Consider the following 25,572-nt stretch of genomic DNA (forward strand, 5'->3'; position numbering starts at 1 on the left):
ATTCAACGGCGCTTATTCTATTCCTGTCGTTTGCATCTAAAATGGCGGCTTTAGTTAAGTCACTGTGCACGATTCGTGCACAAACGCATTGGCCGCCAATCCGCTATGAATGCCGTCCCGTCACCCGATCTCGCCGATTTGCGTGTGTTTTGTGAAGTCGCGCGTAAATCCAGTTTCAGCGCGGCGGCGGAGGCGCTGTCGGTGTCGGCGGCGTACGTCAGCAAGCGGATCAACGTGCTCGAGACTACGCTCGGTACGCGGCTCCTGCACCGGTCCACGCGCCGCGTCGCGATTACCGAGGCGGGCGAGCGCGTCTACGCGTGGGCCGAAAAAATTCTCGACGACGTCGAGCAACTGGTCGAAGACGTCTCCACCACTCGCCGCATTCCGGCGGGCAAGCTGCGCATCTCCAGCAGCTTCGGCTTTGGCCGCCGTTTCATCGCGCCCGCGCTGGCGCGCTTCTCCGAACGTTATCCGCAATTGAGCGTGCGGCTCGATCTGTTCGATCGTCTCGTCGACGTGGGCGGCGAAGGTTTCGACCTCGATATCCGCCTCGGCGACGAGATCGCGCCGCATCTGATCGCGCGGCGGCTCGCGTCGAATCACCGCGTGCTGTGCGCGTCGCCCGATTATCTCGCGCGGCATGGGGCGCCGCGGCAGCTTGCGGATCTGTCCGCGCACGCGTGTCTCGCGATCAAGGAGCGCGACCATCCGTTCGGTCTGTGGCGCCTCACGGTGCGCGGCGAAGCGGCGTCGATCAAGGTGACCGGGCCGCTGTCGACCAATCACGGCGAGGTCGCGGTGCAATGGGCGCTCGCCGGTCGCGGCATCGTGTTGCGCTCGATGTGGGACGTGCGGCCGCTGCTCGAGAGCGGGCAGTTGCGCCAGGTGTTGCCCGAGGTCACGCAGCCGGCGAATCTGTGGGCGGTTTATCCGGCGCGGCTCGCGCAGTCGGCGAAGGTCAGGGTGTGCGTGGATTTCCTGAGCGAGGAGTTCGCGCACTGGGGAGCGGTGGAGTCGGGTGAGCAGGTTTAGCCGCTTCGGAGGGGCGGGCGTGTTTCGCAAAGGGACCGGCGCAGCGGGCCTCGGCCGCGAAGTGAGTGGCACGTTCAACTCGGCGCCGGTCGCGAAAGTTTTCGTGGGACGCGCTGCGCCATGTCGCAGTGATCCTGCAGCGCGAAGCGGGCGTCTGATGGCGCAACGCGTGCGCTACCGGGCCGCCGCATTCAGCTTGCGCCACAGCGTCGTCTTGCTGATGCCGAGCGCGTCGCAGACCGCGTCGCGATCGCCGTCGTGGGCCGCGAGCGCGGCGCGGATCTGATCGGCTTCCACATGACGGCTGCGTTCGCGCAGCGTGAGCGCGGCGGGCTTCGCCGGGCGCGCGTGGGCTTCGACGATTTCAGGCGCGACGGTGCGCAGCATCTCGCGGGTGACGACGGTGGCGCTGTCGGCTTGTGCACCCGCGCTCGTGTCCGTCTCCGCGCCGATGTCCACATCCGCGAGTTCGACCGCGATCCGTTCGATCACGTTCTGCAATTCACGCACGTTGCCCGGCCATGCATAACGCCGCAACGATCCACCGAGCCCGGCAAGCACACGCTCTGCCGTCACCACGTCGGGCACGCGCGCCGCGAGCCTCGGTTCACGCGCCGCGGCCTGGCGCAGCAATTCGGCGGCGAGCGGCAACAGATCGTTCGGCCGCTCGCGCAGCGGCGGCAGCGCGATGCTCAGGATGTTGAGCCGGTAGTAGAGATCGGCGCGAAAGCTGCCCGTTTCGACGCCCTCGGTCAGCGCGCGATGCGTCGCCGCGACGACCCGGATATCGACGCGCGTCGGCTCCGTCGAGCCGAGCCGCACGACCTCGCGCTCCTGCAGCACACGCAACAGGCGGCTCTGCAACGACAGCGGCATTTCGCCAATCTCATCGAGAAACAGCGTGCCGCGATGCGCGACTTCGATGAGCCCCGCCTTGCCGCCCTTGCGCGCGCCGGTGAACGCCCCTTCTTCGTAGCCGAACAGCTCGCTCTCCAGCAATGCCTCGGGAAACGCGCCGCAATTGATCGCGACGAAGGCGAAGTCACGCCGCGCGCTCAAGTGATGCATGCTCTGCGCGACCATCTCCTTGCCGGTGCCGCTCTCGCCGAGAATCAGCACGGTCGCGTCCGATCTCGCATAGCGCCGCACGAGCGAGCGCACCCGTTCGATCGATTCCGACGCGCCGACGATGTCGTCGAGCCGGTAACGCGCGGTGAACTGCTGCACGCGCTGCCGCGCGCGCAACGTGCGGTCGAGCCGCTCGACCGCACGCGATTCCTGAAACGTCAGCACGGTGCCCGCCGCCGTGCTGGTGCTGGCGAGCGGCCCGCGATGCACGACATAGCTCGCGCCGCGCACCGTACAGAAACTGTCGCCGTCGGCGTCGGGCAGACTGCCGGCGAGATCGGGCGCAAGCTCGAGCAGCGCGCGGCCCGCGGCTTTCGCCGCATCGATGCCGAGCACGCTGGCAAGACGCTGATTCATCACTTCGACGCGGCCTTGCGCATCGAGCGCGACGACGCCGTCGCGCAGATGTTGCAGCAGATTGTCGAGCCGTTGACGGCGCACGGTTTCGCGGCGCGTGGCCTGCGCGACTTCGAGTGCGGTGTCGAAGCCCGCGCGCACCGACGCGCGCGAATAGAGAAACACCGCGCCCATCCCGGCATTCGCAGCGAGATCGGTGACGAGGCCGGGGCCGACCACGACGTCGATGCCGCGATCGCTCAGGTCGAGCACGACGCTCTCCGCGTCCTGCACGGATTGATATGACGCGAACGTGATGTCGAGCGCGTAGGCGGCCGTGAAACGCCGTATTTCGTCGGGCGTTTCGCCGTGCGTGACGAGCGCGACCCGGGCGCCGTCGCGCCGCGCCCGCGCGAGCGCGTGCATCACGTCGAAGCCGGTCGGGTTGATCCGCACGACCGGCACCGACACGCGCGTTTTCAGATACGCGCCGTTCGAGCCGCCCGCGATCACGACATCGGGACGACCCGCGCCTGCGCTTTCGATCTCCCGCACGGCGTCTTCGAAGCCGTGCGAGACGATGCGCAGGTCCGCGCGCTCGACGTATTCGCCGGCGATGTCGAAGAACAGATCGCGCAGGCGGCTGATGCTGAGCGCCCAGATGCGCGGGCGGGGGGACGGTTCGAAAAGAGGTGTGCTCACGGGGTGGCTCGCGGCAGGCTTGGGGAGGCTGTCTATTATGCGCGTACCCATTCCCAAACTGAAATGGCGATTTCACTTGTGAAATAGGTCGGCGGGGCGGTGCGGCGGCTGTCTTCCTTTAAATCAGGCACTTAGCACGCGATATCACGGCTGGCCCGTTCTTTGCGTTTAAGGATGCCAGTCAAAAAGCCCCACCATGCCTTCTGGAGACAACTGATGAGTGAAGCAGACAACAGCACGCCGAACACAGGCGCATTCAAACCGAAGAAATCCGTCGCGCTGTCCGGCGTGACCGCGGGCAACACCGCGCTGTGCACGGTCGGCAAGACCGGCAACGACCTGCACTATCGCGGCTACGACATTCTCGATATCGCGAGCGCGTGCGAATTCGAAGAGATCGCTTATCTGCTGGTCCACGAAAAGCTGCCGACCCAGGCCGAACTGACTGCCTACAAGACCAAACTCAAGGGCCTGCGCGGCCTGCCCGCGAACGTCAAGGCCGCGCTCGAATGGATTCCCGCCGCCGCGCATCCGATGGACGTGATGCGCACCGGCGTGTCGGTGCTCGGCACCGTGCTGCCGGAGAAGGACGATCACAACCTGCCGGGCTCACGCGACATCGCCGACAAGCTGATGGCCTCGCTCGGCTCGATGCTGCTGTACTGGTATCACTATTCGCACAACGGCAAGCGCATCGAAGTCGAGACCGACGACGATTCGATCGGCGGCCACTTCCTGCATCTGCTGCATGGCGTCGAGCCGTCGAAGTCGTGGGTCGATGCCATGCACGTGTCGCTGAACCTGTACGCCGAGCACGAGTTCAACGCATCGACGTTCACCGGCCGCGTGATCGCGGGCACGGGCTCGGACCTCTACTCGGCGATCACCGGTGCGATCGGCGCGCTGCGCGGTCCGAAGCACGGCGGCGCCAATGAAGTCGCGTTCGAGATCCAGTCGCGCTATCAGAGCCCGGACGAAGCCGAGGCGGATATTCGCCGCCGCGTCGAGAACAAGGAAGTGGTGATCGGCTTCGGCCACCCGGTGTACACGATCTCCGATCCGCGCAACAAGGTCATCAAGGATGTCGCGAAGAAGCTCTCGAAGGAAGCGGGCAACACCAAGCTGTTTTCGATTGCCGAACGGCTCGAATCGGTGATGTGGGACGCGAAGAAGATGTTCCCGAATCTCGACTGGTTCAGCGCGGTCTCGTATCACATGATGGGCGTGCCGACGGCAATGTTCACGCCGATCTTCGTGATCGCGCGCACGGCCGGCTGGAGCGCGCACATCATCGAGCAGCGCGTCGACAACAAGATCATCCGGCCGAGCGCGAATTACACCGGACCCGACGATCTGCCGTTCGTGCCGCTTGCCAAGCGCGTCTGACGCAACGGTGCGCGAAAGCGCATCCGTCAGCCGTCGAAGGCGTAGCAGCCACAATGCAGCAAAGCCGCCGCGCAAGCGCTTCTCCTGCGTCACGTCCTCTGGGCGCGATGCAATGAAGTTGGGCCTTGGTTCGCCGATACCCCGGCTCAAGGCCGCTTTTTCGCGGTGGCTGGAGCGGCGGCATGGTCGGCCGCTCACGCAACGTAGCATGCAACGCATTCGAACGAACGGCCGCAACCCAGCGAGCTAAACTACAACCATTGCCTGACCGGTCCGCAAGCGAAGCGTCACCTGACAAGACGCGGCTGAACGTGACCGATGCCGCCGTCGTCCCCGGCTCATTACTGTTGGTTCCTAAGCCATGAATACTGCAAACCGCAAACGCCTTCCCGGCACCCAGCTCGATTTCTTCGACACGCGTGCGGCGGTCGACGCGATCCGGCCCGGCGCGTACGACACGCTGCCGTACACGTCGCGCGTGCTGGCCGAAAATCTCGTGCGCCGCTGCGATCCGGCGACGCTCACCGCGTCGCTCGAGCAGATCATCGAGCGCAAACGCGAGCTGGATTTTCCGTGGTTTCCGGCGCGCGTGGTATGTCATGACATTCTCGGCCAGACCGCGCTGGTCGACCTCGCCGGCCTGCGCGATGCGATCGCCGCGCAAGGCGGCGACCCGGCGCTGGTCAATCCGGTGGTGCCGACGCAACTCGTTGTCGATCATTCGCTCGCGGTCGAATGCGGCGGTTTCGATCCGGATGCGTTCGCGAAGAACCGCGCGATCGAAGATCGCCGCAACGAAGACCGCTTCGATTTCATCAATTGGACGAAGCGCGCCTTTCAGAACGTCGACGTGATTCCGCCGGGCAACGGCATCCTGCATCAGATCAACCTCGAACGCATGAGCCCGGTCGTGCAGGTGAAAGACGGCGTGGCGTTTCCCGATACGCTGGTCGGCACCGACTCGCATACGCCGATGGTGGACGCGCTCGGCGTGATCGCGATCGGCGTGGGCGGGCTCGAAGCGGAAAGCGTGATGCTCGGCCGCGCGTCGTACATGCGTTTGCCGGACATCGTCGGCGTGGAGCTGACGGGCAAGCCGGGCGAAGGCATCACGGCAACCGACGTAGTGCTGTCGCTGACCGAATTCCTGCGCAAGGAAAAGGTGGTCGGCGCCTACCTCGAATTCTATGGCGAAGGCACGAGCAAGCTGACGCTCGGCGACCGCGCGACCATCGCCAACATGGCGCCCGAATTCGGCGCGACGGCCGCGATGTTCTACATCGACGAGCAGACCATCAAGTACCTGAAGCTCACGGGCCGCGACGACGAACTCGTCAAGCTGGTGGAAACGTACGCGAAAGAAACCGGCCTGTGGGCCGACACGCTGAAGCGCGCCGAGTATGAACGGGTGCTGACGTTCGATCTGTCGAGCGTCGTGCGTACCTTGGCCGGGCCGTCGAATCCGCATCGCCGCTTGCCGGTATCGGAGCTGGCGGCGCGCGGCATCAGCGGCAAGGTGGAGAACGAGCCGGGGCTGATGCCCGACGGCGCGGTGATCATCGCCGCGATCACCAGCTGCACGAACACCAACAACCCGCGCAACATGATCGCCGCCGGCCTGATCGCGCGCAACGCGAACCGTCGCGGACTGACCCGCAAGCCGTGGGCGAAGACCTCGCTCGCGCCGGGCTCGAAGGCGGTCACGCTGTACCTCGAAGAGGCCGGGCTGCTGCCCGAGCTGGAGAAACTCGGTTTCGGCGTGGTCGCGTATGCGTGCACGTCGTGCAACGGCATGTCCGGCGCGCTCGATCCGGTGATCCAGAAAGAAGTGGTCGAGCGCGATCTGTACGCGACCGCCGTGCTGTCGGGCAACCGCAACTTCGACGGCCGCATTCATCCGTACGCGAAGCAGGCGTTTCTCGCCTCGCCGCCGCTGGTGGTCGCGTATGCGATAGCGGGCACGATTCGCTTCGACATCGAGAAGGACGTGCTCGGCATCGACGCCGACGGCCATGCCGTCACGCTGAAGGACATCTGGCCGTCGGATGAAGAGATCGACGCGATCGTCGCGTCGAGCGTGAAGCCGGAGCAGTTCCGCAAGGTGTACGAACCGATGTTCACGGCCTCCGTCGATTCGGGCGAACGAGCCAACCCGCTGTACGACTGGCGCGAGATGAGCACCTACATCCGCCGTCCGCCGTATTGGGAAGGCGCGCTTGCCGGTGAACGCACCCTTAGGGGCATGCGCCCGCTCGCCGTGCTCGGCGACAACATCACGACGGACCACCTGTCACCGTCCAACGCGATTTTGCCGGACAGCGCGAGCGGCGAATACCTCGCGAAAATGGGCCTGCCGGAAGAGGACTTCAATTCCTATGCGACTCACCGTGGCGATCATTTGACCGCGCAGCGCGCGACCTTTGCGAACCCGACGCTGAAGAACGAGATGGTGCTCGAAGACGGCAAGGTAAAGGCCGGATCGCTCGCGCGCATCGAGCCCGAGGGCACGGTCACGCGCATGTGGGAAGCGATCGAAACGTATATGGCACGCAAGCAGCCGCTGATCGTGATTGCGGGTGCCGACTACGGGCAGGGTTCGTCGCGCGACTGGGCGGCCAAGGGCGTGCGTCTGGCGGGCGCGGAAGCGATCGTCGCGGAAGGCTTCGAGCGTATTCACCGCACGAACCTCGTGGGCATGGGCGTGTTGCCGCTGGAGTTCAAGCCCGGTGTGAACCGCCTCACGCTCGGCATCGACGGGACGGAGACGTTCGACGTGATCGGCGAGCGTAAGCCGCGTGCGGATCTGACGCTGGTGATTCAGCGCAGGGACGGTCAGCGTGTCGAGGTGCCGGTGACGTGCCGGCTCGATACCGCTGAAGAGGCTTCCATCTACGAAGCCGGCGGCGTGCTGCAACGCTTTGCGCAGGACTTTCTCGAGTCGACGAAAGCGGCGGCTTGAGCGCGGTTCACTTGCATTTGACCGGCTCGATTGGATTGCATCGCTGGCATGCGCCGCAGCACGGCGGAGCAGCGATGAACATAATGCAGCATGGGCAGTGTGGCTTCGTTCGCGAGCCATGCCGCCCGCTCACATCAGGACAGGACATTCATGGCCCATAAACCGCAGATCAAGATTCCGGCCACCTATATGCGTGGCGGCACCAGCAAAGGCGTGTTCTTCCGCCTGCAGGATTTGCCCGAGGCGGCTCAGGTACCCGGCGCCGCGCGCGACGCGCTGCTGATGCGCGTGATCGGCAGCCCCGATCCATATGGCAAGCAGATCGACGGCATGGGCGGCGCGACGTCGAGCACCAGCAAGACGGTGATCATCGCGAAAAGCAGCCGGCCCGATCACGATGTGGATTACCTGTTCGGCCAGGTGTCGATCGATAAAGCCTTCGTCGACTGGAGCGGCAATTGCGGCAATCTCTCCGCCGCCGTCGGGCCGTTCGCGATCAGCGCGGGTCTCGTCGACGCGAGCCGCGTTCCGCGCGACGGCGTGGCCACCGTGCGCATCTGGCAGGCCAACATCGGCAAGACGATCATCGGGCACGTGCCGATGACCGATGGGGCCGTGCAGGAAACCGGCGACTTCGAACTCGACGGCGTGACCTTTGCCGCGGCGGAAGTTCCGCTCGAATTCATGGACCCGGCCGCGGAGGAAGAGGGCGCGGGCGGCTCGATGTTCCCCACCGGCAATCTGGTCGACGACCTCGACGTGCCCGGCGTCGGCACGCTGAAGGCGACGATGATCAACGCGGGCATTCCGACCATCTTCGTGGAGGCGCAGGCGATCGGCTACACGGGCACGGAGTTGCAGGACGCGATCAATAGCGACGAGAAAGCGCTCGCGATGTTCGAAACCATTCGCGCGCATGGCGCGTTGCGCATGGGTCTCATCAAGCACCTCGACGAGATCGCGACGCGGCAGCATACGCCGAAGGTCGCCTTCGTCGCGAAGCCGGCCGATTACGTGGCGTCGAGCGGCAAACGCGTCGGCGCAGGCGACGTCGATCTGCTGGTGCGGGCGATGTCGATGGGCAAGCTGCATCACGCGATGATGGGCACGGCGGCGGTGGCGATCGGCACGGCGGCGGCGATTTCGGGCACGCTCGTGAATCTGGCTGCGGGCGGCGGCGAGCGTGAAGCGGTGCGCTTCGGGCATCCCTCGGGGACGCTGCGAGTGGGCGCGCAAGCGAGCCGCAAGGATGGCGAATGGACGGTGACGAAGGCCATGATGAGCCGCAGCGCGCGCGTGTTGATGGAAGGCTGGGTGCGAGTGCCGCAGGAGGGATGAGCCCCGGCTGGCTGGCGTACCGCTCAGGCATATGCTCGCTACACGGTTGCGGAGGGACCCATGAAAGTCAAAAGAATCGTCGCCAATATCGGCACGCAAGCAGTGGATGAAGCGACGCGCTTCTACCAGCAGATATTCGGCCTCGATCTGCTGATGGATCTTGGCTGGATTGCCACGTATGGGTCTTCCGAAACGATGACTGTGCAGATCAGTTTCGCGTCACAGGGAGGATCGGACACGCCTGTGCCCGATCTGTCGATCGAAGTCGACGATCTTGCCGCCGCGCTCGAACGCGTGAGGGCGGCGGCCATTCCGGTCGAATACGGACCGGTCGACGAACCGTGGGGCGTGCGGCGGTTCTATGTGCGCGATCCGTTTGGCAAACTCGTCAATGTGCTTGTGCACGTGTGACATGACGAGCAGTGTGGATCGCGCTGGCCTGTCATTCACGCCTGCACGGCAGCCGCTGGCGCAAAAGCCCTGAAATTCTCGGGCGTGGCGAAGGCCAGATACTGTCGCTGCATTTCTTCCGTCAAAACTTCGATCATGATGATGTCTTCGATCCACAACTCGATCACATCGAAGAAGTTGTGACCGCGCGTGCACCGAACCGCACGCCAACCCTCGCGCTCGCCGATTGCGAGAACCTCGTCAGGCGTCAGCTTGCTCGCGACGGCAAGGTGAAACGCGCTGTATTGCGCCGTCTTGCTCTCTGCCGGAACGAAGGAGTTCTGCCCACTGCCCGGGGAAATCACGCGATCGCTCGGATAGGTCTCGATGATCGAGCCACGGTCGTCGCCGGCGATCGCCATCCACGAATCGGGAAAGGAGGGGAATGGTGCGTGGAACCCGCCCCATAGTTCGGCAATGACGCGCGCGACGTTTTCCGGATTGCGAGCGGGGATGGACGCGTGAAAGAGCATGAGTGACCTCTGTCGAAGATTGGCGTGAAGAGTTCGGTCCTTGTATTGCGTCTTATAGATTGTTTTAGATGACCGCTTGCAGGCGGACTTGAGCGCCGTCTTTTGCTATGGGTCATCAGTTCACGTGACGTTGCCGACAGCATGTATTCGTCGAACGTGCACGGGAATCGATAACGATCGATTGCTGTCGGCGTATAGGCCGGAACATTTCCAGAAGCGCTTCATTAGCAGGGGAATCGTGAAGCGCAGGGCTGAAATTTGCCGACAGTCGAGTCGATGGCGGCGATGCTCGCATGCGGGAATAGCAGCGTCAAGTGGGGATAATCCAGCCGTTCAGGTCGGAGGAATTTGAAGTATTTGATGAACATCAATGCTGACCGCCGATGAGAGGTCGAGCTTCGCGACATCTCATCGGAGAGGCAGGCGAGCGTTGTCGGCTTAGAGCGGGTGAAGCTTGCCGTTGAGGTCCATCGACCACTTCGATCCATCGCCGAACGTGAGGACGCCGTTGATCGCGTCGATATGAGTCGGCTTGCCGGCCGGCTCTTTCTCTTTTCCGTCTCCGCCGACCACACGCGCCATCTCGGCGGAAGTCATTTCTTCATGGCGATGCAGTTCATCGATCCTGATTGCTTTCATGATGGTTCTCCTAAGGAAGGTTGCCTGATGAGCACGTTTTTCGGGTGCTCTCAGGCTGCACCGCATAGGGTGTGCCAAGCATGCTTGACGGGCATCCACGTTGGATGAACAAGGGGCGCCGGCATGTTGAGCCGGTAGTTCGGTGGAAGAGTGGTGTAACGCACCCAACAGTTGAAAAATCGGCTGTCGGTGTGCGTGCGACAAACTGGGGGACTCGAACGGTTGCGCGGGCAGAACGAAACGCACGATCGCGTCGTTTTCCGTCTGCCGCCCGCGAGCCCCGCAACCACCAACACTCAATTCACATCCACCAGCACTCTCCCCTGGAACTTCCCGGCGAGCATCTCCGCTGCCGCGTCGCGCACTTCATCCAACGCGACCGTTTTCGACGTAATCCCGTCGAGCACCGACAGCGGCAAATCCTGCACGATCCGCTGCCATGCGTTGATCCGCTCTTTTGACGGCAACATGACCGAGTCCACGCCGATCAGTTTGACGCCGCGCAGAATGAACGGCATGACGGTGGTCGGAAGGTCGGCTCCGCCGGCCAGTCCGCAAGCGGCGACGACGCCGCCGTAGTTCATCTCGGCGAGCACGCGCGCGAGCACCTTCGAGCCGACCGTGTCGATCGCGGCGGCCCAGCGCTGGCCTTCCAGCGCACGCGGCGGCTCGGCCCACTCGGGGCCGTCGATCACTTCCTGCGCGCCGAGTCGCTTCACGTAGTCGTGTTTGGCGGGATTGCCCGTCAGTGCGGTGACGTGATAACCGAGCTTGCTCAGAATCGCGATGGCCACGCTCCCCACGCCGCCCGCCGCACCCGTCACCAGAACCGGGCCGCTTTGCGGCGTGATGCCAGCGGCTTCGAGCGCATTCACGCAGAGCATGCCGGTGAAGCCCGCCGTGCCGATCATCATTGCCTGCCGCGTGCTCAAGCCGGCCGGCAGCGGCACGAGCCAGTCGCCGCGCACGCGCTGATACTGACTGTAGCCGCCCCAGTACTTCTCGCCGACGCTCCAGCCCGTGAGCACGACTTTCTGTCCCACGTCGAGATTCGGATTGGCGGTTTCGACCACCGTTCCCGCGAAATCGATACCGGGCACGAGCGGCCACGTCTTGACGATTTTCCCCGTGCCGGTGACGGCGAGCGCGTCCTTGAAGTTGATCGTCGAAAAGTCGATTTTGACGAGCGTGTCCTCGTTGGGCAGCGCGTCGAACGACAGTGTTTCGATCGTGGCCTTGGTCTTCCTGTCTTCTTCGCGAAGCAGCATTGCGTTGAAAGTCTGTGCCGACATATGAGTGATCCTCCAATAGGTCAAAAGGAAAGGGTTGTGCTTCGCGGCGTCAGCGGGCGAAGCGCCGGTCGCGCCATTGGATGGCTTCGCGCATACCCTGTTCGCGTGCGACCGCCATGAACGCCTTCTTGTCGGGCGAACCGGCGGATTCGATCGCGTGGTCGAGATCGAGTGCGTGTTGCAGCGCGGCCTTCATGCCGCGCGCTTCGAAATTGTGATTAATCGCGGCCTTCGTCACGCGCATGAGGTTGGGGTCGATCACCGACATCGTGTGCGCAATCCGCAGCGCTTCGCTAACATGCTCGCCTTCCGGCACGATGCGATTGACGAGCCCCAGCTCGCGCGCGGACTGCGCGTCGATGCGGTCGAGTCCGGTCAGGATGATTTCCTTCGCCTGTTTCGGGTTGGTCATCCACGGCAGCAGCATCGTGACGATGCCCGCGCCGAACTTCAGTTCCGGCTCGCCGAAGATCGCATCGGGTGTGGCGACCGTGATATCGCAGGCCAGCGCGATCTCGAACGCGCCCGCGAGACACGCGCCGTGCACCGCTGCGATGGTCGGCTTCGGCGAGTCCCAGAAGCGCATGGTGGTGTCGAAATCGCGTGCGAGGATTTCTCGCCATACGGCTTCGCCCTCGGGCCGCGCTTCCATCTGTTCCTTCAGATCGAATCCCGATGAGAATGCTTTGCCCGCGCCGCTGATCACGATCGCCTTGACGCCGTCGTCGGCCTCGGCGAGATCGAGCGCGGCGTTGATCTCCGTGAGCGACAGCTTGCCTAGCGCATTCAACCGCTCGGGCCGATTGAGCGTGATGTGCGCGACGTTCTGTTCAGCGGTGTAGAGCAGAGTGGAAAATTGAGTCATTGATCTGTTTTCCTATTGAACGTGACGGGTGAGCGGGACGAGCGTGCCAGTCGCCACCATGCTGCGCAATTCGCGCCGGTCCGCTTTGCCTGTGCGGCCGACCGGCAGCGCGTCGGCCTCGTAGAAGAAATCGGGGACCTTGTATTTGTCGAGCTTGAGACAAAGAAACGCGCGCAACGCGACGACGTCCAGCGCGTTGCCCGCGCAGGGCACGACCAGTGCGTGAATCCGCTCGCCGAGAATTTCATCGGGCGCGCCTACCGCCATCGCGGCGCCTACGCCTTCGAACATCGTGATGGCCTGCTCGATTTCCATCGGCGTGACCTTGTTGCCGCCGCGCACGATCAACTCCTTCTGGCGGCCCATCAATTGCACGTCGCCATCTGTGGTCGTGATCGCCAGATCGCCGGTGCGGAACCACGTGTGCGTGAACGCGGCGGCCGTGAGTTGCGGCTCGTCGAGATAGCCGCGCATCAGATACGGGCTGCGCAGCTGCAATTCGCCGATCGTGCCGGACGGCACCGGCGTTTGCGTTTCATCGACGACGCGATATTCGACATGGCTCGACGGCAAGCCGAGCGACGTCGGCTTTGCGCGCCGATAGTTCGGAAACTGGAAGAAGTCGCAGGTCGAGGTTTCAGTGAGGCCGAAAATGTTGATGAGGTCCGCGTTCGGAAACAGTGTTTCGATCTGCATGGCAAGCTGTTCGCTGAGCTGTTCGCCGCCGGTGAGAATCTGCCGCAGGTCGGGACACGCGAACGCCTGCGCATTGCGGCCGGCCGCGGGCACCACCGCCAGCAGCGCGCGCAACATGGTGGGCACGACGCCGACCCGATGGATGGTCCGCTCGCGCAATTGCGCAAGCAGCAGGGCCGGTTCGAACTTCTCCGGCAACACGACGGTGCCGCCGCCCAGCAGCGTCAGCAGGCTGACCCAGATGCCGAAACTGAACGTAATGTTCAGCAGCAGCAAGGTGCGCTCGGTCTTGCGGAAGTGGATCATCGCGTCGATTGAAAGCAGCTTCGCGCAGAACGCCCGATGCGTGACCACGACGCCTTTGGGCGCGCCCGTCGAGCCGGACGTGAAGATGATCAGCGCAGCGTTGTCGAGTTGCTCGCGTGGCGCAGGTGCGCTGGCGTTCGCGCCGATGAGTTCGATCGCATCCTGTTCGCCGCTGAATGCATGAGGCACGTCGACGGCGAAGCGCGCCTGCGTCCTGTCGAGAATCCGCGCGGTGACCGCTTCGGGAGACGTGCGGTGAATCGGCACCGCGACGCATCCCGCGAGCCATACGCCGAGTAATCCGGCGAAGTCATGCGGCTGATTCGACACCCGCACGTGCACCGGCTCGTTCCTGTGGACGCCGAGCTTGCCGAGCGCGGCTGCGAGCGCCGTCGCGGTTTCGAGCAGGCGCTCGTAGGTGACGGTTGCGCTGGGCGCGTCGATTGCGAGCGCGCCCTGATGCTGGCGGCACGCCGTTGCAACGAGCGCGCCGAGATTGCCTGTGCTGTTCATGATGAGTCGTCTTCAATAGGAATTCGATTGAACCAGAGGCTGTTCAGAGGTAGGCCGAAAGGCCGCTCAATGCCCGAACATCAGTAGCGTTGCGCCCATCACCGCGAACATCACGAAGAAGATGATGACCGTGAAGCCCATGACCCGTCCCATGCCCACGCCCGCGATGGCGAGCAACGGAATGACCCACATCGGCTGGATCATGTCGGCGACGCCCTCGCCGAGCGCGACCGAAATCGCCACCGCGCTTTGCGGCACGTGCAGATGTTCGGCGGCAGGTACGACGAACGGCGCCTGCACGATCCAGTGACCGCCCGCGCTCGGCACGAACATGCTGATCAGTGTGGACGAGACGAAGCTCCAGAAGGGCAGCGTCTGCGTGGTGGAAAACCCTATGAACCACTGCGCGATCACATCCGCGAGGCCCGTGGCCGTCATGATCCCCATGATGCCGCCGTAGATCGGGAACTGCAGCAGGATCGGACCGGCCACGCGCGCGGCGTTGTTGATCGCGCGCAAATAGGCCTTCGGGGTCCAGTGCGTGACGAGCCCGAGCAGCAGGAAGATCATCACCAGCATGTTCAGGTCCATCGTGAACGCATTGCGCGCCACCTTCAATCCGATATATCCCAGCCCCAACGCGACGAGCACGAGATTGAGCAGCCACGCGTTGTCAAGTTTGCCGGCGACCGTTTTCGGCGGCGCTTCGTCGGACTGGACCGTGTCCTCGGCGATCAGACGCGCCGGGTCGGCAACGATCGACTCGTGCTCGCGCGGCATCATGATGCGAAACACCACGGGCACCGCGACGGCCAGCACGAGCACCGGAATGTAGTTGAGCGGGGAGAACAGGAAGTCTTTCATCGGCAGCACGTCGCCGGTGACTTTCTCGATCAGGTTCATCGGCGAGCCGCGCGTCGCGCTCAAGAGCGCAATCGAACTCGATATGCCGCACACGTAGAAGGACCAGCCCGCGTAAGCGGCGGCGACGAGCCACGCGAAATCGACACGAATCCGCTTGGCGATTTCACGTGCGAACAGCGCCGATACCACGAGGCCGACGGCCCAGTTCAGCATGCCGCCCACCATCGATACGAAGAACGTGAGCGTCATCGCGCCGGCCGCGGTGGTCGGCAACGAGGCGATGCGGTGCAACAGTTTCGATACCGGCTTCGAGGTGGAGAGTGCGTGGCCGGTGACGAGGGTGAGCGCGACGAGAAAGGCGAAGCTGGCGATTTTGAACACGCCGTCGTACCAGCTTGTCAGCACCTCGGGAATCGAGGCTTTCGGCGCCATGGCGAAGGCGAGCGCGCAGGTCAGAACGGTGAGCAGGATCGCGATGACGAAGGGGTCAGGCATCACGCGCTCGACGAGGACAACGCACAGCCGGGTGATTCTCTGTAGACCGAAAGACCCCGCCCGGTTGCTGGTGGCGACCGGGGGCGCATCCGCATTCAACTTTTCCATGTCGTGTCTCCGTTGTCTTACTCCAGTTCATCCGGCGGCGGCTGGCCCGCTGAAGGCCGTGCCCGCTATCGATTCCGGTTTGTAGACGACCGGTCAGTTAGAATTTATAGCCACTAGTTGACTGGTCGTCTACAAAAACCTATAGTTGCTCGGGTAAGTCCCGATCACGTGACACGACGGGGCCATCGATACCACAATGGCGCGTCGCGCAGGCCGGGCGAAAGAACGAGCCGCAGGAGGCAGGATGGAGGACAGGCTGGATGCTGCGGACGCAGCGGGCACGGCGAATACGGCGAATACGGCGGATGCAGCCGCGATCGCGGCGCGGGCGAATCGCGCCGTGCTCGTGATCGCCGTGGCTCAACTGCTGGGCACATCGCTATGGTTCAGCGCGAACGGCGCGATGCGCGACCTGCAGACAGCATGGCAATTGAATGCATCCGGGATCGGCTGGCTGACGAATGCGGTGCAGGCGGGCTTTATCGTCGGCACGTTGCTCTCGGCGACGACAGGACTCGCGGATCGTGTCTCTGCCAGCAAGGTGTTCGCGGTGTGCGGCGTGCTCGGCGCCACGCTCAACGCGCTGTTTGCGCTCTACAGCAGCGGGCTGGCTTCGGCGATCGTATTCCGCTTCGGCGTAGGTGTCGCGTTGGCCGGCATCTATCCACTGGGGATGAAGCTGCTGGTGTCGTGGGATCCGCGCCGGGCTGCGCAAACGCTCGCGTTGCTGGTCGCGATGCTGACGCTCGGCACGGCATCGGTGCATGCGATACGGGCGTTGTTTGCGACCGTTCCCTGGCAAGCCGTGGTGCTGGCGTCGTCGGTGCTCGCGGTGATGGGCGCGCTGCTGGTCCTCGTGCTCGGCGAAGGGCCGCACGCGCGACGCGCCGGCAACCGGCGCGCGGGATTGTCGGCGGGCGTGGGGCAGGTCCTGCGCATCAGAGAGTTTCGCGCGGCCGCGCTCGGCTACTTCGGGCATATGTGGGAGCTGTATGCGTTCTGGACGCTCACGCCGCTGCTGGTGCAGCGCGCTTTTGCAGGCAGCGCGCAGGTGTCCGCGAGTGTCGTCGCGCTCTGGTCGTTTCTGATCATCGCGATCGGCGCGATGGGATGCCTGCTCGGCGGCAGGCTCAGCAAGTCGGTCGGCAGTGCGCGCACCGCCGCGCTCGCGTTGACGATATCGGGCACGCTGTGCGCGGTCTATCCGTTGTCGTCCGCGCTGGGTACCGCGGGGCAACTCGCGCTGCTGCTGCTGTGGGGCATCAGCGTGATCGCCGATTCGCCGCAGTTCTCCGCGTTGTCGGTCAAGGCTTGTCCCGCCGACAAAATCGGCGGAGCGCTGACCTTGCAGAACAGCTTTGGCTTTTTCCTGTCGGCGTGTTCGATCCTGTGGTCGACCAGTGCCTATCATTCGCTCGATGCACGGGTCGCCTGGCTGCTGCTGCCCGGCCCGATCATCGGCTTGATTGCGATGAGGCCGCTGCTTCGCAAGCGGCCGCCATGGTGAGCAGTATGTGATGCGTTTGCCGACCAACGCACGTACAACCAACGCACGTACACATTCGCAGACTTCAGCAGTTTCAGCAGTCAATGAGGAGAGGACATAAAAATGGCGACCGCAACAACCAGGCGCGACAATGGCCGACGCGCCGAACTGGTCCGTATCGGCGTAGCCATCCTGACGGAAAAGGGCTTCTACAACTTTTCGCTGGACGAACTGGTTGCGCTGGCCGGCGTGCCCAAAGGCTCGTTTCACTACTACTTCAATAGTAAGGACGCGTACGCGCTGGAAGTGATCGAGAGCTATGCCGCGTACTTTGCGCGCAAGCTCGACCGGCATCTCGGCGACACCACGCTCGATCCGATCAAGCGCATCGAGTCGTTCACCGAAGACGCGGCCAGCGGCATGGAGCGCTTCGACTTCAAGCGCGGCTGTCTGGTGGGCAACCTCAGTCAGGAGCTCGCCGCGCTCGACGAAACATTTCGTGCCGCCTTGCTGAACGTGATTCAGGACTGGCGCCGGCGCATCCAGGCCTGCCTCGACGAGGCCAAGGAGGCTGGCCAGATTCACGCGGATGCGGATACGGCGGCGCTCGCGCGATACTTCTGGAATGCGTGGGAAGGCGCGGTGTTGTGCTCGAAACTGGAGAAGTCACGCGCGCCGCTGGACGATGCGAGCGAGGCGTTCATCGCCCATCTGAAATGTGCGGCGAAACGCGTGGAGCAATAGGGTTGTCTGAAGGAATGCGCCGCGCCGCAGGGTGTTGTCACCATGACGACACTAACCTGCGGCGCGGCGCACGCTTTTGCAGCATGCTCGACGCCCAACCGACGGCGTAGGGCGTATGCGCCGCTTACTTGCCGCCGTGCTTCGCCTGCCAGCGACGCATGAACGCGATCTCGTCATGCTGCGCCTTGATGATGTTCTGCGCGAGGCGCTTGATTTCCGGGTCCTTGCCGTATTTCAATTCCACCTGCGCCATTTCGATCGCCCCCTGATGATGCGGAATCATGTGGGCGACGAAGTCCTTGTCGGCGTCGCCCGTATAGTCGGGGGCGCTCATGTCCTGCATCATTTTGTCGTGGGCGGTCTTGAACGCCTGCGTCGATTCGCCTGAATCCGCATGCTCCGAACCGGACATGTGCATGCCGTGCATCGCGGGTGGCTGCTGCGCGTGGACCGGCATGGTGGCCACGGTAAACGTCAAGCCGCTGAAGAAACAGAGGGCACGAAATGCGCGAAGGTTTTTCATAGTGGATGTCCGTTGGTAAAAGAGTGTCTCGAGTGACCTGCTGCCGGGAAGCGAAAGTTTAACCAGGCGCCGTGCCTTCCCGCCTGCATGCCGTTCAATTTCCTGGAGAGGGATGAAAACCCGCTGCCTCGATCACCTCGATGAACCGCTGCCGGGGCAGCGTCGAGACGACCTCGACGCGCTTGAGGGCGACGTCGATGTCGAGCTTCGCTGCAGGGTCGAGACGGGTGACGGCGCGGCTGATTGCATTGGCGCATCCGCCACACGCCATGTCCGGGATTGTGAATTCCATTTCCTGCTCCTGTCAGAAACCAGGCTCAAGCGTGGACCTTCCCACGGCGGTAAGGTCAACCCCCTTTTGACGGATGTCAGGCGCCGAGCGGGCGCGTTCCAACCGACGGCCTGAAACCCGCTAACCGCGTCGTAGCGCAATGCGCGCATTTATTTCACAGAATTTTTATACCGTTCGCAGCAATCGTTTCGCGGTCTTGATGGCGAAGTCCCTAGAGTGTGTGACTGGCGTTTTGCCGTAAAGGAAGCAACGGTTTTTGCTGGAGGTGGTATGGCATTCGATCAGACGAAGGGGACCGTGCGCGTCGAAGCGTGCGTGTTTCCCGCTCCGGGGCAGCGGTTCAAGGGCGCACTGCGCGTCACGATCACCCGGCACGACAAGCAGGTTCAGCGGATTACCGGACGCGGTTGCGGCCGCCCGGTGCGCAGCTTCGCGACGGCGATGGCGCTGGCCGAACTCGAAGCTCGCCGCTTGTTGGGGCTCGACCTGTCATGAGAGCGCCGTCGAGATCCACCATGATGTTCCGGGGGCTGTGCAAGGTCGTGGCCGTTGCCTTCGTCACCAACCAGGTGCTCACGACCATCTTCACCTATGCCGCGCAGCAGCTCGACTCGGCGCTGCCGCATGACACGATCTGGCTATTCAGTTGCGTGACGTCCGGGCTGGTGACGCTCTGGCTGCAAGCCGATGCGCGGCGCGCGTTCGGCTTCGCGTGTGAGAAGGGCTTCGTGAAAAAAAGCGGCGAAAAAAGCGGCGACGCGGCGCAGCACGTGCAGATCGCCGAAGATTGTCCGAAACGGTGGCTGGTGATCCTGCATATCGAGTTGAATCCCGCAGCGATGCAGGCGTAGGCAGGCTGAGCCGGGCGTCGGCAAGCGCGGGCCTATAATAAAAAAACGCGTTGCGGGTTCTCGACTCGTGAATGAGTCGGATGGAAAGCCCGCTGCCCGCCAACTGTATCGCTACTGCAAAGAGGCCGACAGCATGTATATCGCCATGAACCGCTTCAAAGTGACGCCTGGGTCCGAGGCCGCATTCGAACATCTGTGGACGTCTCGTGATACGCATCTGAAAGAGGTTCCGGGCTTCGTGGAGTTTCATCTGCTGAGGGGGCCGCAAAAGGAAGATCACGTCCTGTATTCCAGTCATACGATCTGGCGCGACCACGCGGCATTCGAAGCGTGGACGAAATCGGAAGCCTTCCGGGCCGCGCATCGGAGCGCGGGCAACGAGAATCGCGTGCTCTATCTCGGGCACCCGGAATTCGAGGGCTTCGAAGTTATCCAGACGGTGAAGTAGTCGCTTTGAGGCGGTGTCCCGCATTCCGCTTGCCATGGCTGGCGAGTGGCGGGGCGCCGGCTCGGTCCGGGTTCACACCAGCGCGTCATTCCCCCGGTACGGAGAACGTCTCCGCTGCCATCAAGCACGCCACACCCATCTCCACTTCGATCGGACGAACGCGAATAAAGCAGGCGTTAGCGTCCTCAGCAAGATTTCGCCCGCTGCACGTCCTCCTGAGCCGCACCGACGCCTCCATTCCCCAGTTTGACATTGTTTAAACCATTCGCCGCTTTGCCTGACATTGCTTGACGGTCGGCTTTCAAGGCTATCTTGATAATGTGTCCCGGCGCGACGGTTCGGGCACAACGCCATCGCTGAACTCGCCATACCTACGTTTTCCAATAGATCGCACTACTTATCGAATGGGGATAACCATGAAAATCACGCGCTCGGGCGTTCTCGCGACGACCCTCGCTGCTGCATTCACCATGCCGGCCGTTTCGCACGCGGCGGACGGGACCATCACGTTCACCGGTCAGATCACGAGCCAGACCTGTACGATCAGCGGCAACGGCGGCGGCAAGAACTTCACCGTCACGCTGCCGACGGTCTCAACCTCGGCGCTCGCCACCGCAGGCACGACGGCAGGCCGTACACCTTTCAACATCGCGCTGTCGAACTGCACGCCGAATTCGGGCAACGTGTCGACCTATTTCGAACCGGGCGCGACCGTCGATACGACGACGGGTCAACTGGTCAACGCTTCCGGCACGGCGACCAATGTCGAAGTCGGCCTGCTCAACGGTGACAGCAGCGCGATCACGCTCGGTGCGGCACAGGCGTCGCAGAACTCGAAGGCTGTCGCGCTCGCGAGCGGTGCGGCCACGCTCAAGTACTTCGCACAGTACGTGGCGACCAACGGCGCCTCGACCGCGGGTACGGTCAATACCACCGTGATGTACTCGATCGTCTATCAGTAAGCGTCAAAGCGCTACGGGGTGCCGGCCGGCGCGCTGAGTAAGCGCCGGCCGGCGAGGAGATCAGAGCGAAATACGATTTCGCCATGTAATGAGGATTGCAAATGACAGTGCGAAAAAAAATATCAACGGCGATGACGGTTTTCGCATTGTCATGGTTGGCAGGCGGTGCGCAGGCGGGCGTCGTGATCAGCGGTACGCGAGTGATCTATCAGGCTAGCGAGCGGGAAGTCACCGTGAAGCTCGGCAACGAAGGCGATGCCCCGGCGCTGGTTCAGGTGTGGCTCGACACGGGCAATCCGAACGCGTTGCCGGACGAGTCGAAGGTGCCGTTCACGCTCTCGCCGCCGCTGTTTCGCCTCGATCCGAAGAAAGGGCAGAGCCTGCGGCTGATCTATACACAGGAGCCGCTGCCGCAAGACAAGGAGTCGCTGTTCTGGCTCAACGTGCTCGAAGTGCCGCCGCGCGCCGACGCCGCGACGGGCTCGAACGATCCGAACTCGCTGCAACTGGCGTTTCGCTCGCGTATCAAGCTGTTTTTCCGTCCGGCGGGTCTGCCGGGCAATGCGGACGATGCCGCCGCACAGGTGCGCTGGAAATTCGTGCGCAAGGAAAACGGCGGCTATGCGCTCGAGGCGAGCAATCCGACGCCGTATCACGTGACGTTCAGCAGGATCGTCGTGGCGGACGGCGCGACGAACTGGACTAGTGACAAGGGCGGCATGGTCGATCCCGGCGCGAGCGCCGACTTCGATATCGGCAACCTCGCGCCGCACGCCACCGTGCCCGCGCAGGTCGACTACACGTTCATCAACGACTACGGCGCCGGCGTCAACGGCAAACGTCTGCGCGATGGGACCAGCAAGTAAGCCATGCGAACCCGGGGACAATCTCGACGGCCGCGTGCCGGAACGTGGTTCACGCTCAGGCGCAGCCATGCCGTGGTGCTTGGCGCGCTCGCCGCATGGAGCGCCGTGCCGGCCTTCGCTGCTTCGGCCCAACTCGCCGACGTGCAGTTCAACAGCGACTTTCTGATGAAGCCGAAAGGGCGAAGCGTCGACGTGTCGCGTTTCGAGCGCGGCAATCCGGTGCAGCCCGGCGAATACACGGTGGACCTATACGTGAACGGCAACTGGGTCGGCCATGACGCATTGCGCTTCGTGGTCCGAGAAGGTGCGGCCAACGCCGAGCCGTGTCTGGACAAGACGCTGATCGAACGCCTCGGCCTCGACTACACGACGCTGTCGGACAAAGGGCGCGGTGAACTCGCGAAGGCTCAGGCGGGCGAGTGCGCGAGTCTTGCCGACCTGCTCGACGGTGCGTCACAAACGTTCGATCTGTCCGATCTGCGGCTCGATCTGAGCATTGCGCAGGCCTCGTTGCTGCGCAATCCGCAAGGCTATGTGAGCCCGGAGTTCTGGGACGAAGGCGTGAATTCGGCTACGCTCGGCTACAACCTGAATTCGTTTCACGTGAGCGGTGCGGGGGCGTCGGGCACGCAGACGTATCTTGGTCTGAACGGCGGCGTCAACATCGGCAGTTGGCACTTCCGGCAGAACTCCGCGCTGACGTGGCAATCGAACGGCCCGCGCACGTATCAGAACATCGCCTCTTATCTGCAGCACGATCTGCCGTCGCTGCGCAGCCAGTTGACGCTGGGTGACGCCTTCACGGACGGCGCGGTGTTCGACAGCATCGGTATTCGCGGCGTCGAACTCGCGAGCGACGACCGCATGCTGCCCGATTCGCTGCGCGGCTATGCACCGCTGATTCGCGGCGTCGCGATGACCAACGCCCGCGTGAGCGTGACGCAGAACGGCAACCGGCTGTACGAGACCACGGTCGCGCCGGGCGCGTTCGAAATCAACGACCTGTACGCCACCGGATACGGCGGCAACCTGCTCGTCACGGTGACGGAAGCGGACGGCAGTCAGCACAGTTTCTCGGTGCCGTATGCATCGGTCGCGCAATTGCTGCGGCCCGGCATCACGCGTTTCAATGTGGCGGCCGGCCAGTTGCGCGACGCTCAGGTGAGCGAGCGCGACAATCTCGTGCAGGCGACTGTGCAGCGCGGCTTCAACAACGTGATAACCGGCTATGCGGGGACCATCGTTGCGCAAGGCTATCTGGCCGGCCTGCTCGGCGCGGCGGTCAATACGCCGTTGGGTGCGGTTGCGCTCGACGTGACCGAGGCGCGCGCGAGCATTCGCGGCGTGACCAACACCACCGGCCAGAGCGTGCGCATCAGCTACAGCAAACTGCTGCCCGCTACCGACACGAATTTCACGGTCGCGGCGTATCGCTATTCGTCGAGCGGATTCTGGGCGTTGCGCGATGCCATGCTCGCGCGCAGCGTGGTCGCGGCGGGACAGGACCCGAGCGGGGTCGACCGTCAGCGCAATCAGGTTCAACTGACGATGAACCAGAGCTTCGGCAACGGCTGGGGCAATGCCTACGTGGTTGGCTCGACGTTGGATTACTGGAATCGCGGCGGCACCACCACGCAGTTTCAGATCGGCTACAACAACGTGCTGCGTGCGCTCGACACCAGCTTCAGCTACAACGTATCGCTGTCCAGACAGCGCGGCGCCCTGAGCGGACAGATGAACAACCAGTTCTTCGCGAGCGTGTCGATTCCGCTCGGCACGGGCCAGCACGCGCCGACCCTGTCGACGAGCTTCACGCACAACAGCGCGAGCGGCTCGTCCGCGCAGGCGATGCTGAACGGCGCGGCCGGTGTGGACAACGAATTCACCTATGGCGTCACGGCGAATCACGCGCCGGGTTCGAGCGCGGGCGGCGTGAATGGCCAGTACCGCAGCCCGTACGCGACGCTCGCCGCGAGCGCGAGCGGCGGCTCGGGCTTCTCGCAGATGTCCGCGGGCGTGAGCGGCGCGATCGTCGCACATCCAGGCGGCGTGACGTTTGCCAACGATCTCGGCGACACGATCGGCGTGGTCGACGCGCAGGACGCGAAGGGTGCGCGCATCACGAATTCATCGGGCGTACGCGTGGACCGCTTCGGCTATGCGGTGATTCCGTATCTGACGCCATACAGCCTGAATACGGTCGAAATCGATCCAAAGGGTATTCCACTCGACGTCGAATTCAAATCGACCAGCCAGCAGGTCGCGCCGCGTGCGAATTCGGTGGTGATGATTCACTTCGGCACCGTGAGCGGCAGGGCGGCGGTGATCGGCGCGCGCCTGCCGAATGGTGCGCCGTTACCGTTCGGCGCGAGCGTATACGACGCGAAGGGCGCGAGCGTCGGCGCGATCGGGCAGAACAGCCGGATCTTCGTGCGCGGCGTGGCGGACGAGGGCGCGCTCACGGTGAAGTGGGGCGACGCCGCCGACGAGCAGTGCGCATTCGGCTACCAGCTGCCGCCGAAGGGCGAAGACCGCGGTGCGTATGCGCATATCGACGCGGTGTGCGGCTCGACGAGTGAAGTGGCGAAACAGGCAGCGGCTTCGTCCGCAGAGGGAGCAACGCAATGAACGGAGTTTTGTCACGCAGGCTTGCGTCGCGCAGGCGCGGCGTGATCGTCAAATCATTGGGCATCCTGACGATGTGGATGGCGGGATGCGCCGCGCTGCTGATCAGCTTGCCGGCGCAGGCGGCGCTGCAATGCACGATCAGCGGTTCCGCGGCGATCAGCTTCGGCACGCTGACGGTGCCGCGCGATACGCCGGTGGGCACGGCGATCGGGCCGCTGCGCTCGTCGACGGTATCGGTGAACTGTCCGTCGAATCCCGGCACGGTGCCGCCGTACAACAACGGCTGGTACATCCAGTATTACCCGCAACTGAGCGTCAGCGCGGTGGCCGGCGTGTGGAATACCGGCATCGCGGGAATCGGCATTCGCGTAATCGACGTGACCTATGGCAACAAGACGATGTCGACGCTTAACGTCGGCAAGTGGGACGATTTCGGCGCGCCGATCACCAATACGGCCGCGTTTCAGGGCAGCTTTACGTTCACCTATCAACTGGTCAAAACCGCCGCGCAGGTGACGACGGGCGGCGCGATCAACATCCCGCAACTGTTCACGCTGGTTAGCCACAATGTCCCGGCGAACGTCACGTCACCGACGCTGGTGACGATCTCGGTGAACAACACATCGATCGTCGCGATAACCTGCACGGTGACTACACCGTCGATCAGCGTCACGCTGCCGGCCGTCAACGCGAGCGCGTTGAGCCCGACCGGCACGACAGTGGGTAACACTAGTCTCAGCATCGGTTTGTCATGCCAGGCCGGCGCGAATGTCTACGTCACGTTGACCGACGCGACCAATCCCGGCAACACCACCAGCAATCTCACGCTCGCGAGCGGCTCGACCGCGACCGGCGTGAAGCTGCGCGTGTTGAACAGCGGCGGCTCGCCGGTGAGCTACGGGCCCGACTCGGCGGTTGCGGGCAATCCGAACCAGTGGCTGGTCGGGGCGTCGTCGAGCACGACGCGCATTGCGCTGACCGCGCAATACATCTCGACGGGCACAGTGGGCGCGGGCACGGTCAAGGGAATCGCGACGTTCACAATGAGCTATCAGTGAACGCGTTGAGTACGGCGGCCTATGCGCGTGTGCCGACGCGCAAATCGCGCATGCGGTATTCTTTTGCGACTCGAACGGCGGGTGGGTGCTCGTTGCGTGGCAAGCATCGAGCGATGCGGGCCACGCTAC

General features: G+C 63.6%; 23 protein-coding genes. 14 read left to right on the forward strand and 9 right to left on the reverse strand.

The annotated features are described in order from the left end of the window. Positions 1–105 precede the first annotated feature (105 nt). Positions 106–1,035: a LysR substrate-binding domain-containing protein gene (locus tag ACZ9H4_RS17700; RefSeq protein WP_476120021.1), complete on the forward strand. Its 930-nt coding sequence runs from the start codon at positions 106–108 to the stop codon at positions 1,033–1,035. 174 nt (positions 1,036–1,209) lie between these two features. Here the strand turns inward: ACZ9H4_RS17700 and prpR are convergent, their stop codons facing one another. After that, complete coding sequence (gene prpR, locus ACZ9H4_RS17705; RefSeq protein WP_408329177.1) at positions 1,210–3,201, reverse strand: propionate catabolism operon regulatory protein PrpR; 1,992 nt, start codon at positions 3,199–3,201, stop codon at positions 1,210–1,212. A gap of 216 nt (positions 3,202–3,417) precedes the next feature. Here prpR and prpC point away from each other — a divergent pair, with 216 nt between their 5' ends. The 4 genes from prpC (at position 3,418) to ACZ9H4_RS17725 (ending at position 9,295) form a co-directional block, all read left to right on the forward strand. Beyond that, positions 3,418–4,587, forward strand: coding sequence for a bifunctional 2-methylcitrate synthase/citrate synthase (gene prpC / locus ACZ9H4_RS17710; RefSeq protein WP_476120024.1), 1,170 nt, complete (start codon positions 3,418–3,420; stop codon positions 4,585–4,587). A 361-nt stretch (positions 4,588–4,948) separates the two neighbouring features. After that, entirely contained in the window at positions 4,949–7,546 is a 2,598-nt protein-coding gene (gene acnD / locus ACZ9H4_RS17715; RefSeq protein WP_408327431.1) for a Fe/S-dependent 2-methylisocitrate dehydratase AcnD, read from the forward strand. 150 nt (positions 7,547–7,696) lie between these two features. After that, entirely contained in the window at positions 7,697–8,884 is a 1,188-nt protein-coding gene (gene prpF, locus ACZ9H4_RS17720; RefSeq protein ID WP_476120026.1) for a 2-methylaconitate cis-trans isomerase PrpF, read from the forward strand. Positions 8,885–8,944: 60 nt separating this feature from the next. Continuing rightward, positions 8,945–9,295, forward strand: a complete 351-nt coding sequence (locus ACZ9H4_RS17725; RefSeq protein ID WP_408149959.1) for a VOC family protein — start codon at positions 8,945–8,947, stop codon at positions 9,293–9,295. A 35-nt stretch (positions 9,296–9,330) separates the two neighbouring features. On the opposite strand, the gene ACZ9H4_RS17730 is transcribed toward ACZ9H4_RS17725, so the two are convergent. From ACZ9H4_RS17730 to ACZ9H4_RS17755, 6 genes are all read right to left on the reverse strand, one after another. Then, positions 9,331–9,807, reverse strand: coding sequence for a hypothetical protein (locus tag ACZ9H4_RS17730; protein WP_408327425.1), 477 nt, complete (start codon positions 9,805–9,807; stop codon positions 9,331–9,333). 438 nt (positions 9,808–10,245) lie between these two features. After that, on the reverse strand, positions 10,246–10,446 hold the full coding sequence (locus ACZ9H4_RS17735) for a hypothetical protein (protein WP_408149963.1): 201 nt from the start codon (positions 10,444–10,446) through the stop codon (positions 10,246–10,248). A gap of 296 nt (positions 10,447–10,742) precedes the next feature. Further along, on the reverse strand, positions 10,743–11,738 hold the full coding sequence (locus ACZ9H4_RS17740; RefSeq protein ID WP_408327420.1) for an MDR family oxidoreductase: 996 nt from the start codon (positions 11,736–11,738) through the stop codon (positions 10,743–10,745). A 49-nt stretch (positions 11,739–11,787) separates the two neighbouring features. Further along, entirely contained in the window at positions 11,788–12,603 is an 816-nt protein-coding gene (locus tag ACZ9H4_RS17745) for an enoyl-CoA hydratase/isomerase family protein (RefSeq protein ID WP_408156253.1), read from the reverse strand. A 12-nt stretch (positions 12,604–12,615) separates the two neighbouring features. Next, on the reverse strand, positions 12,616–14,118 hold the full coding sequence (locus ACZ9H4_RS17750) for a class I adenylate-forming enzyme family protein (protein ID WP_476120030.1): 1,503 nt from the start codon (positions 14,116–14,118) through the stop codon (positions 12,616–12,618). Between the two features lie 66 nt (positions 14,119–14,184). Further along, complete coding sequence (locus ACZ9H4_RS17755; protein WP_476120032.1) at positions 14,185–15,585, reverse strand: short-chain fatty acid transporter; 1,401 nt, start codon at positions 15,583–15,585, stop codon at positions 14,185–14,187. Positions 15,586–15,829: 244 nt separating this feature from the next. Here ACZ9H4_RS17755 and ACZ9H4_RS17760 point away from each other — a divergent pair, with 244 nt between their 5' ends. Continuing rightward, complete coding sequence (locus tag ACZ9H4_RS17760; protein WP_476120034.1) at positions 15,830–17,092, forward strand: MFS transporter; 1,263 nt, start codon at positions 15,830–15,832, stop codon at positions 17,090–17,092. A 102-nt stretch (positions 17,093–17,194) separates the two neighbouring features. Next, positions 17,195–17,815, forward strand: a complete 621-nt coding sequence (locus ACZ9H4_RS17765; RefSeq protein ID WP_408156245.1) for a TetR/AcrR family transcriptional regulator — start codon at positions 17,195–17,197, stop codon at positions 17,813–17,815. A 124-nt stretch (positions 17,816–17,939) separates the two neighbouring features. Here the strand turns inward: ACZ9H4_RS17765 and copM are convergent, their stop codons facing one another. Next, positions 17,940–18,338, reverse strand: a complete 399-nt coding sequence (gene copM / locus ACZ9H4_RS17770) for a CopM family metallochaperone (RefSeq protein WP_476120037.1) — start codon at positions 18,336–18,338, stop codon at positions 17,940–17,942. A 94-nt stretch (positions 18,339–18,432) separates the two neighbouring features. Next, positions 18,433–18,630 (reverse strand): heavy-metal-associated domain-containing protein, encoded by a 198-nt coding sequence (locus ACZ9H4_RS17775; protein WP_408149979.1) that lies wholly within the window; start codon positions 18,628–18,630, stop codon positions 18,433–18,435. A 270-nt stretch (positions 18,631–18,900) separates the two neighbouring features. On the opposite strand from ACZ9H4_RS17775, the gene ACZ9H4_RS17780 reads away from it, so the two are divergent. The 7 genes from ACZ9H4_RS17780 to ACZ9H4_RS17810 all read left to right on the forward strand — a co-directional run bounded on the left by ACZ9H4_RS17780 (position 18,901) and on the right by ACZ9H4_RS17810 (position 25,443). Continuing rightward, the gene (locus ACZ9H4_RS17780; RefSeq protein ID WP_408149981.1) at positions 18,901–19,125 is read left to right on the forward strand and encodes a hypothetical protein; all 225 of its coding nucleotides are present in this window, start codon (positions 18,901–18,903) and stop codon (positions 19,123–19,125) included. 20 nt (positions 19,126–19,145) lie between these two features. Then, positions 19,146–19,481: a hypothetical protein gene (locus ACZ9H4_RS17785; RefSeq protein ID WP_476120040.1), complete on the forward strand. Its 336-nt coding sequence runs from the start codon at positions 19,146–19,148 to the stop codon at positions 19,479–19,481. Positions 19,482–19,614: 133 nt separating this feature from the next. Next, positions 19,615–19,929 carry a heme-degrading protein HmuQ gene (gene hmuQ / locus ACZ9H4_RS17790; RefSeq protein ID WP_121320886.1) on the forward strand — a complete coding sequence of 105 codons (315 nt, stop codon included), beginning with the start codon at positions 19,615–19,617 and terminating at the stop codon, positions 19,927–19,929. 416 nt (positions 19,930–20,345) lie between these two features. Then, positions 20,346–20,891 carry a fimbrial protein gene (locus ACZ9H4_RS17795; protein ID WP_408156242.1) on the forward strand — a complete coding sequence of 182 codons (546 nt, stop codon included), beginning with the start codon at positions 20,346–20,348 and terminating at the stop codon, positions 20,889–20,891. 146 nt (positions 20,892–21,037) lie between these two features. Continuing rightward, on the forward strand, positions 21,038–21,757 hold the full coding sequence (locus ACZ9H4_RS17800; protein ID WP_408149988.1) for a fimbria/pilus periplasmic chaperone: 720 nt from the start codon (positions 21,038–21,040) through the stop codon (positions 21,755–21,757). 3 nt (positions 21,758–21,760) lie between these two features. After that, positions 21,761–24,385, forward strand: coding sequence for a fimbria/pilus outer membrane usher protein (locus ACZ9H4_RS17805; RefSeq protein WP_476120043.1), 2,625 nt, complete (start codon positions 21,761–21,763; stop codon positions 24,383–24,385). Next, the gene (locus ACZ9H4_RS17810) at positions 24,382–25,443 is read left to right on the forward strand and encodes a fimbrial protein (protein ID WP_476120045.1); all 1,062 of its coding nucleotides are present in this window, start codon (positions 24,382–24,384) and stop codon (positions 25,441–25,443) included. The genes ACZ9H4_RS17805 and ACZ9H4_RS17810 overlap by 4 nt, the downstream gene beginning before the upstream one ends. Positions 25,444–25,572: the final 129 nt, after the last annotated feature.

The organism is Paraburkholderia sp. TE9906 (assembly GCF_056279605.1).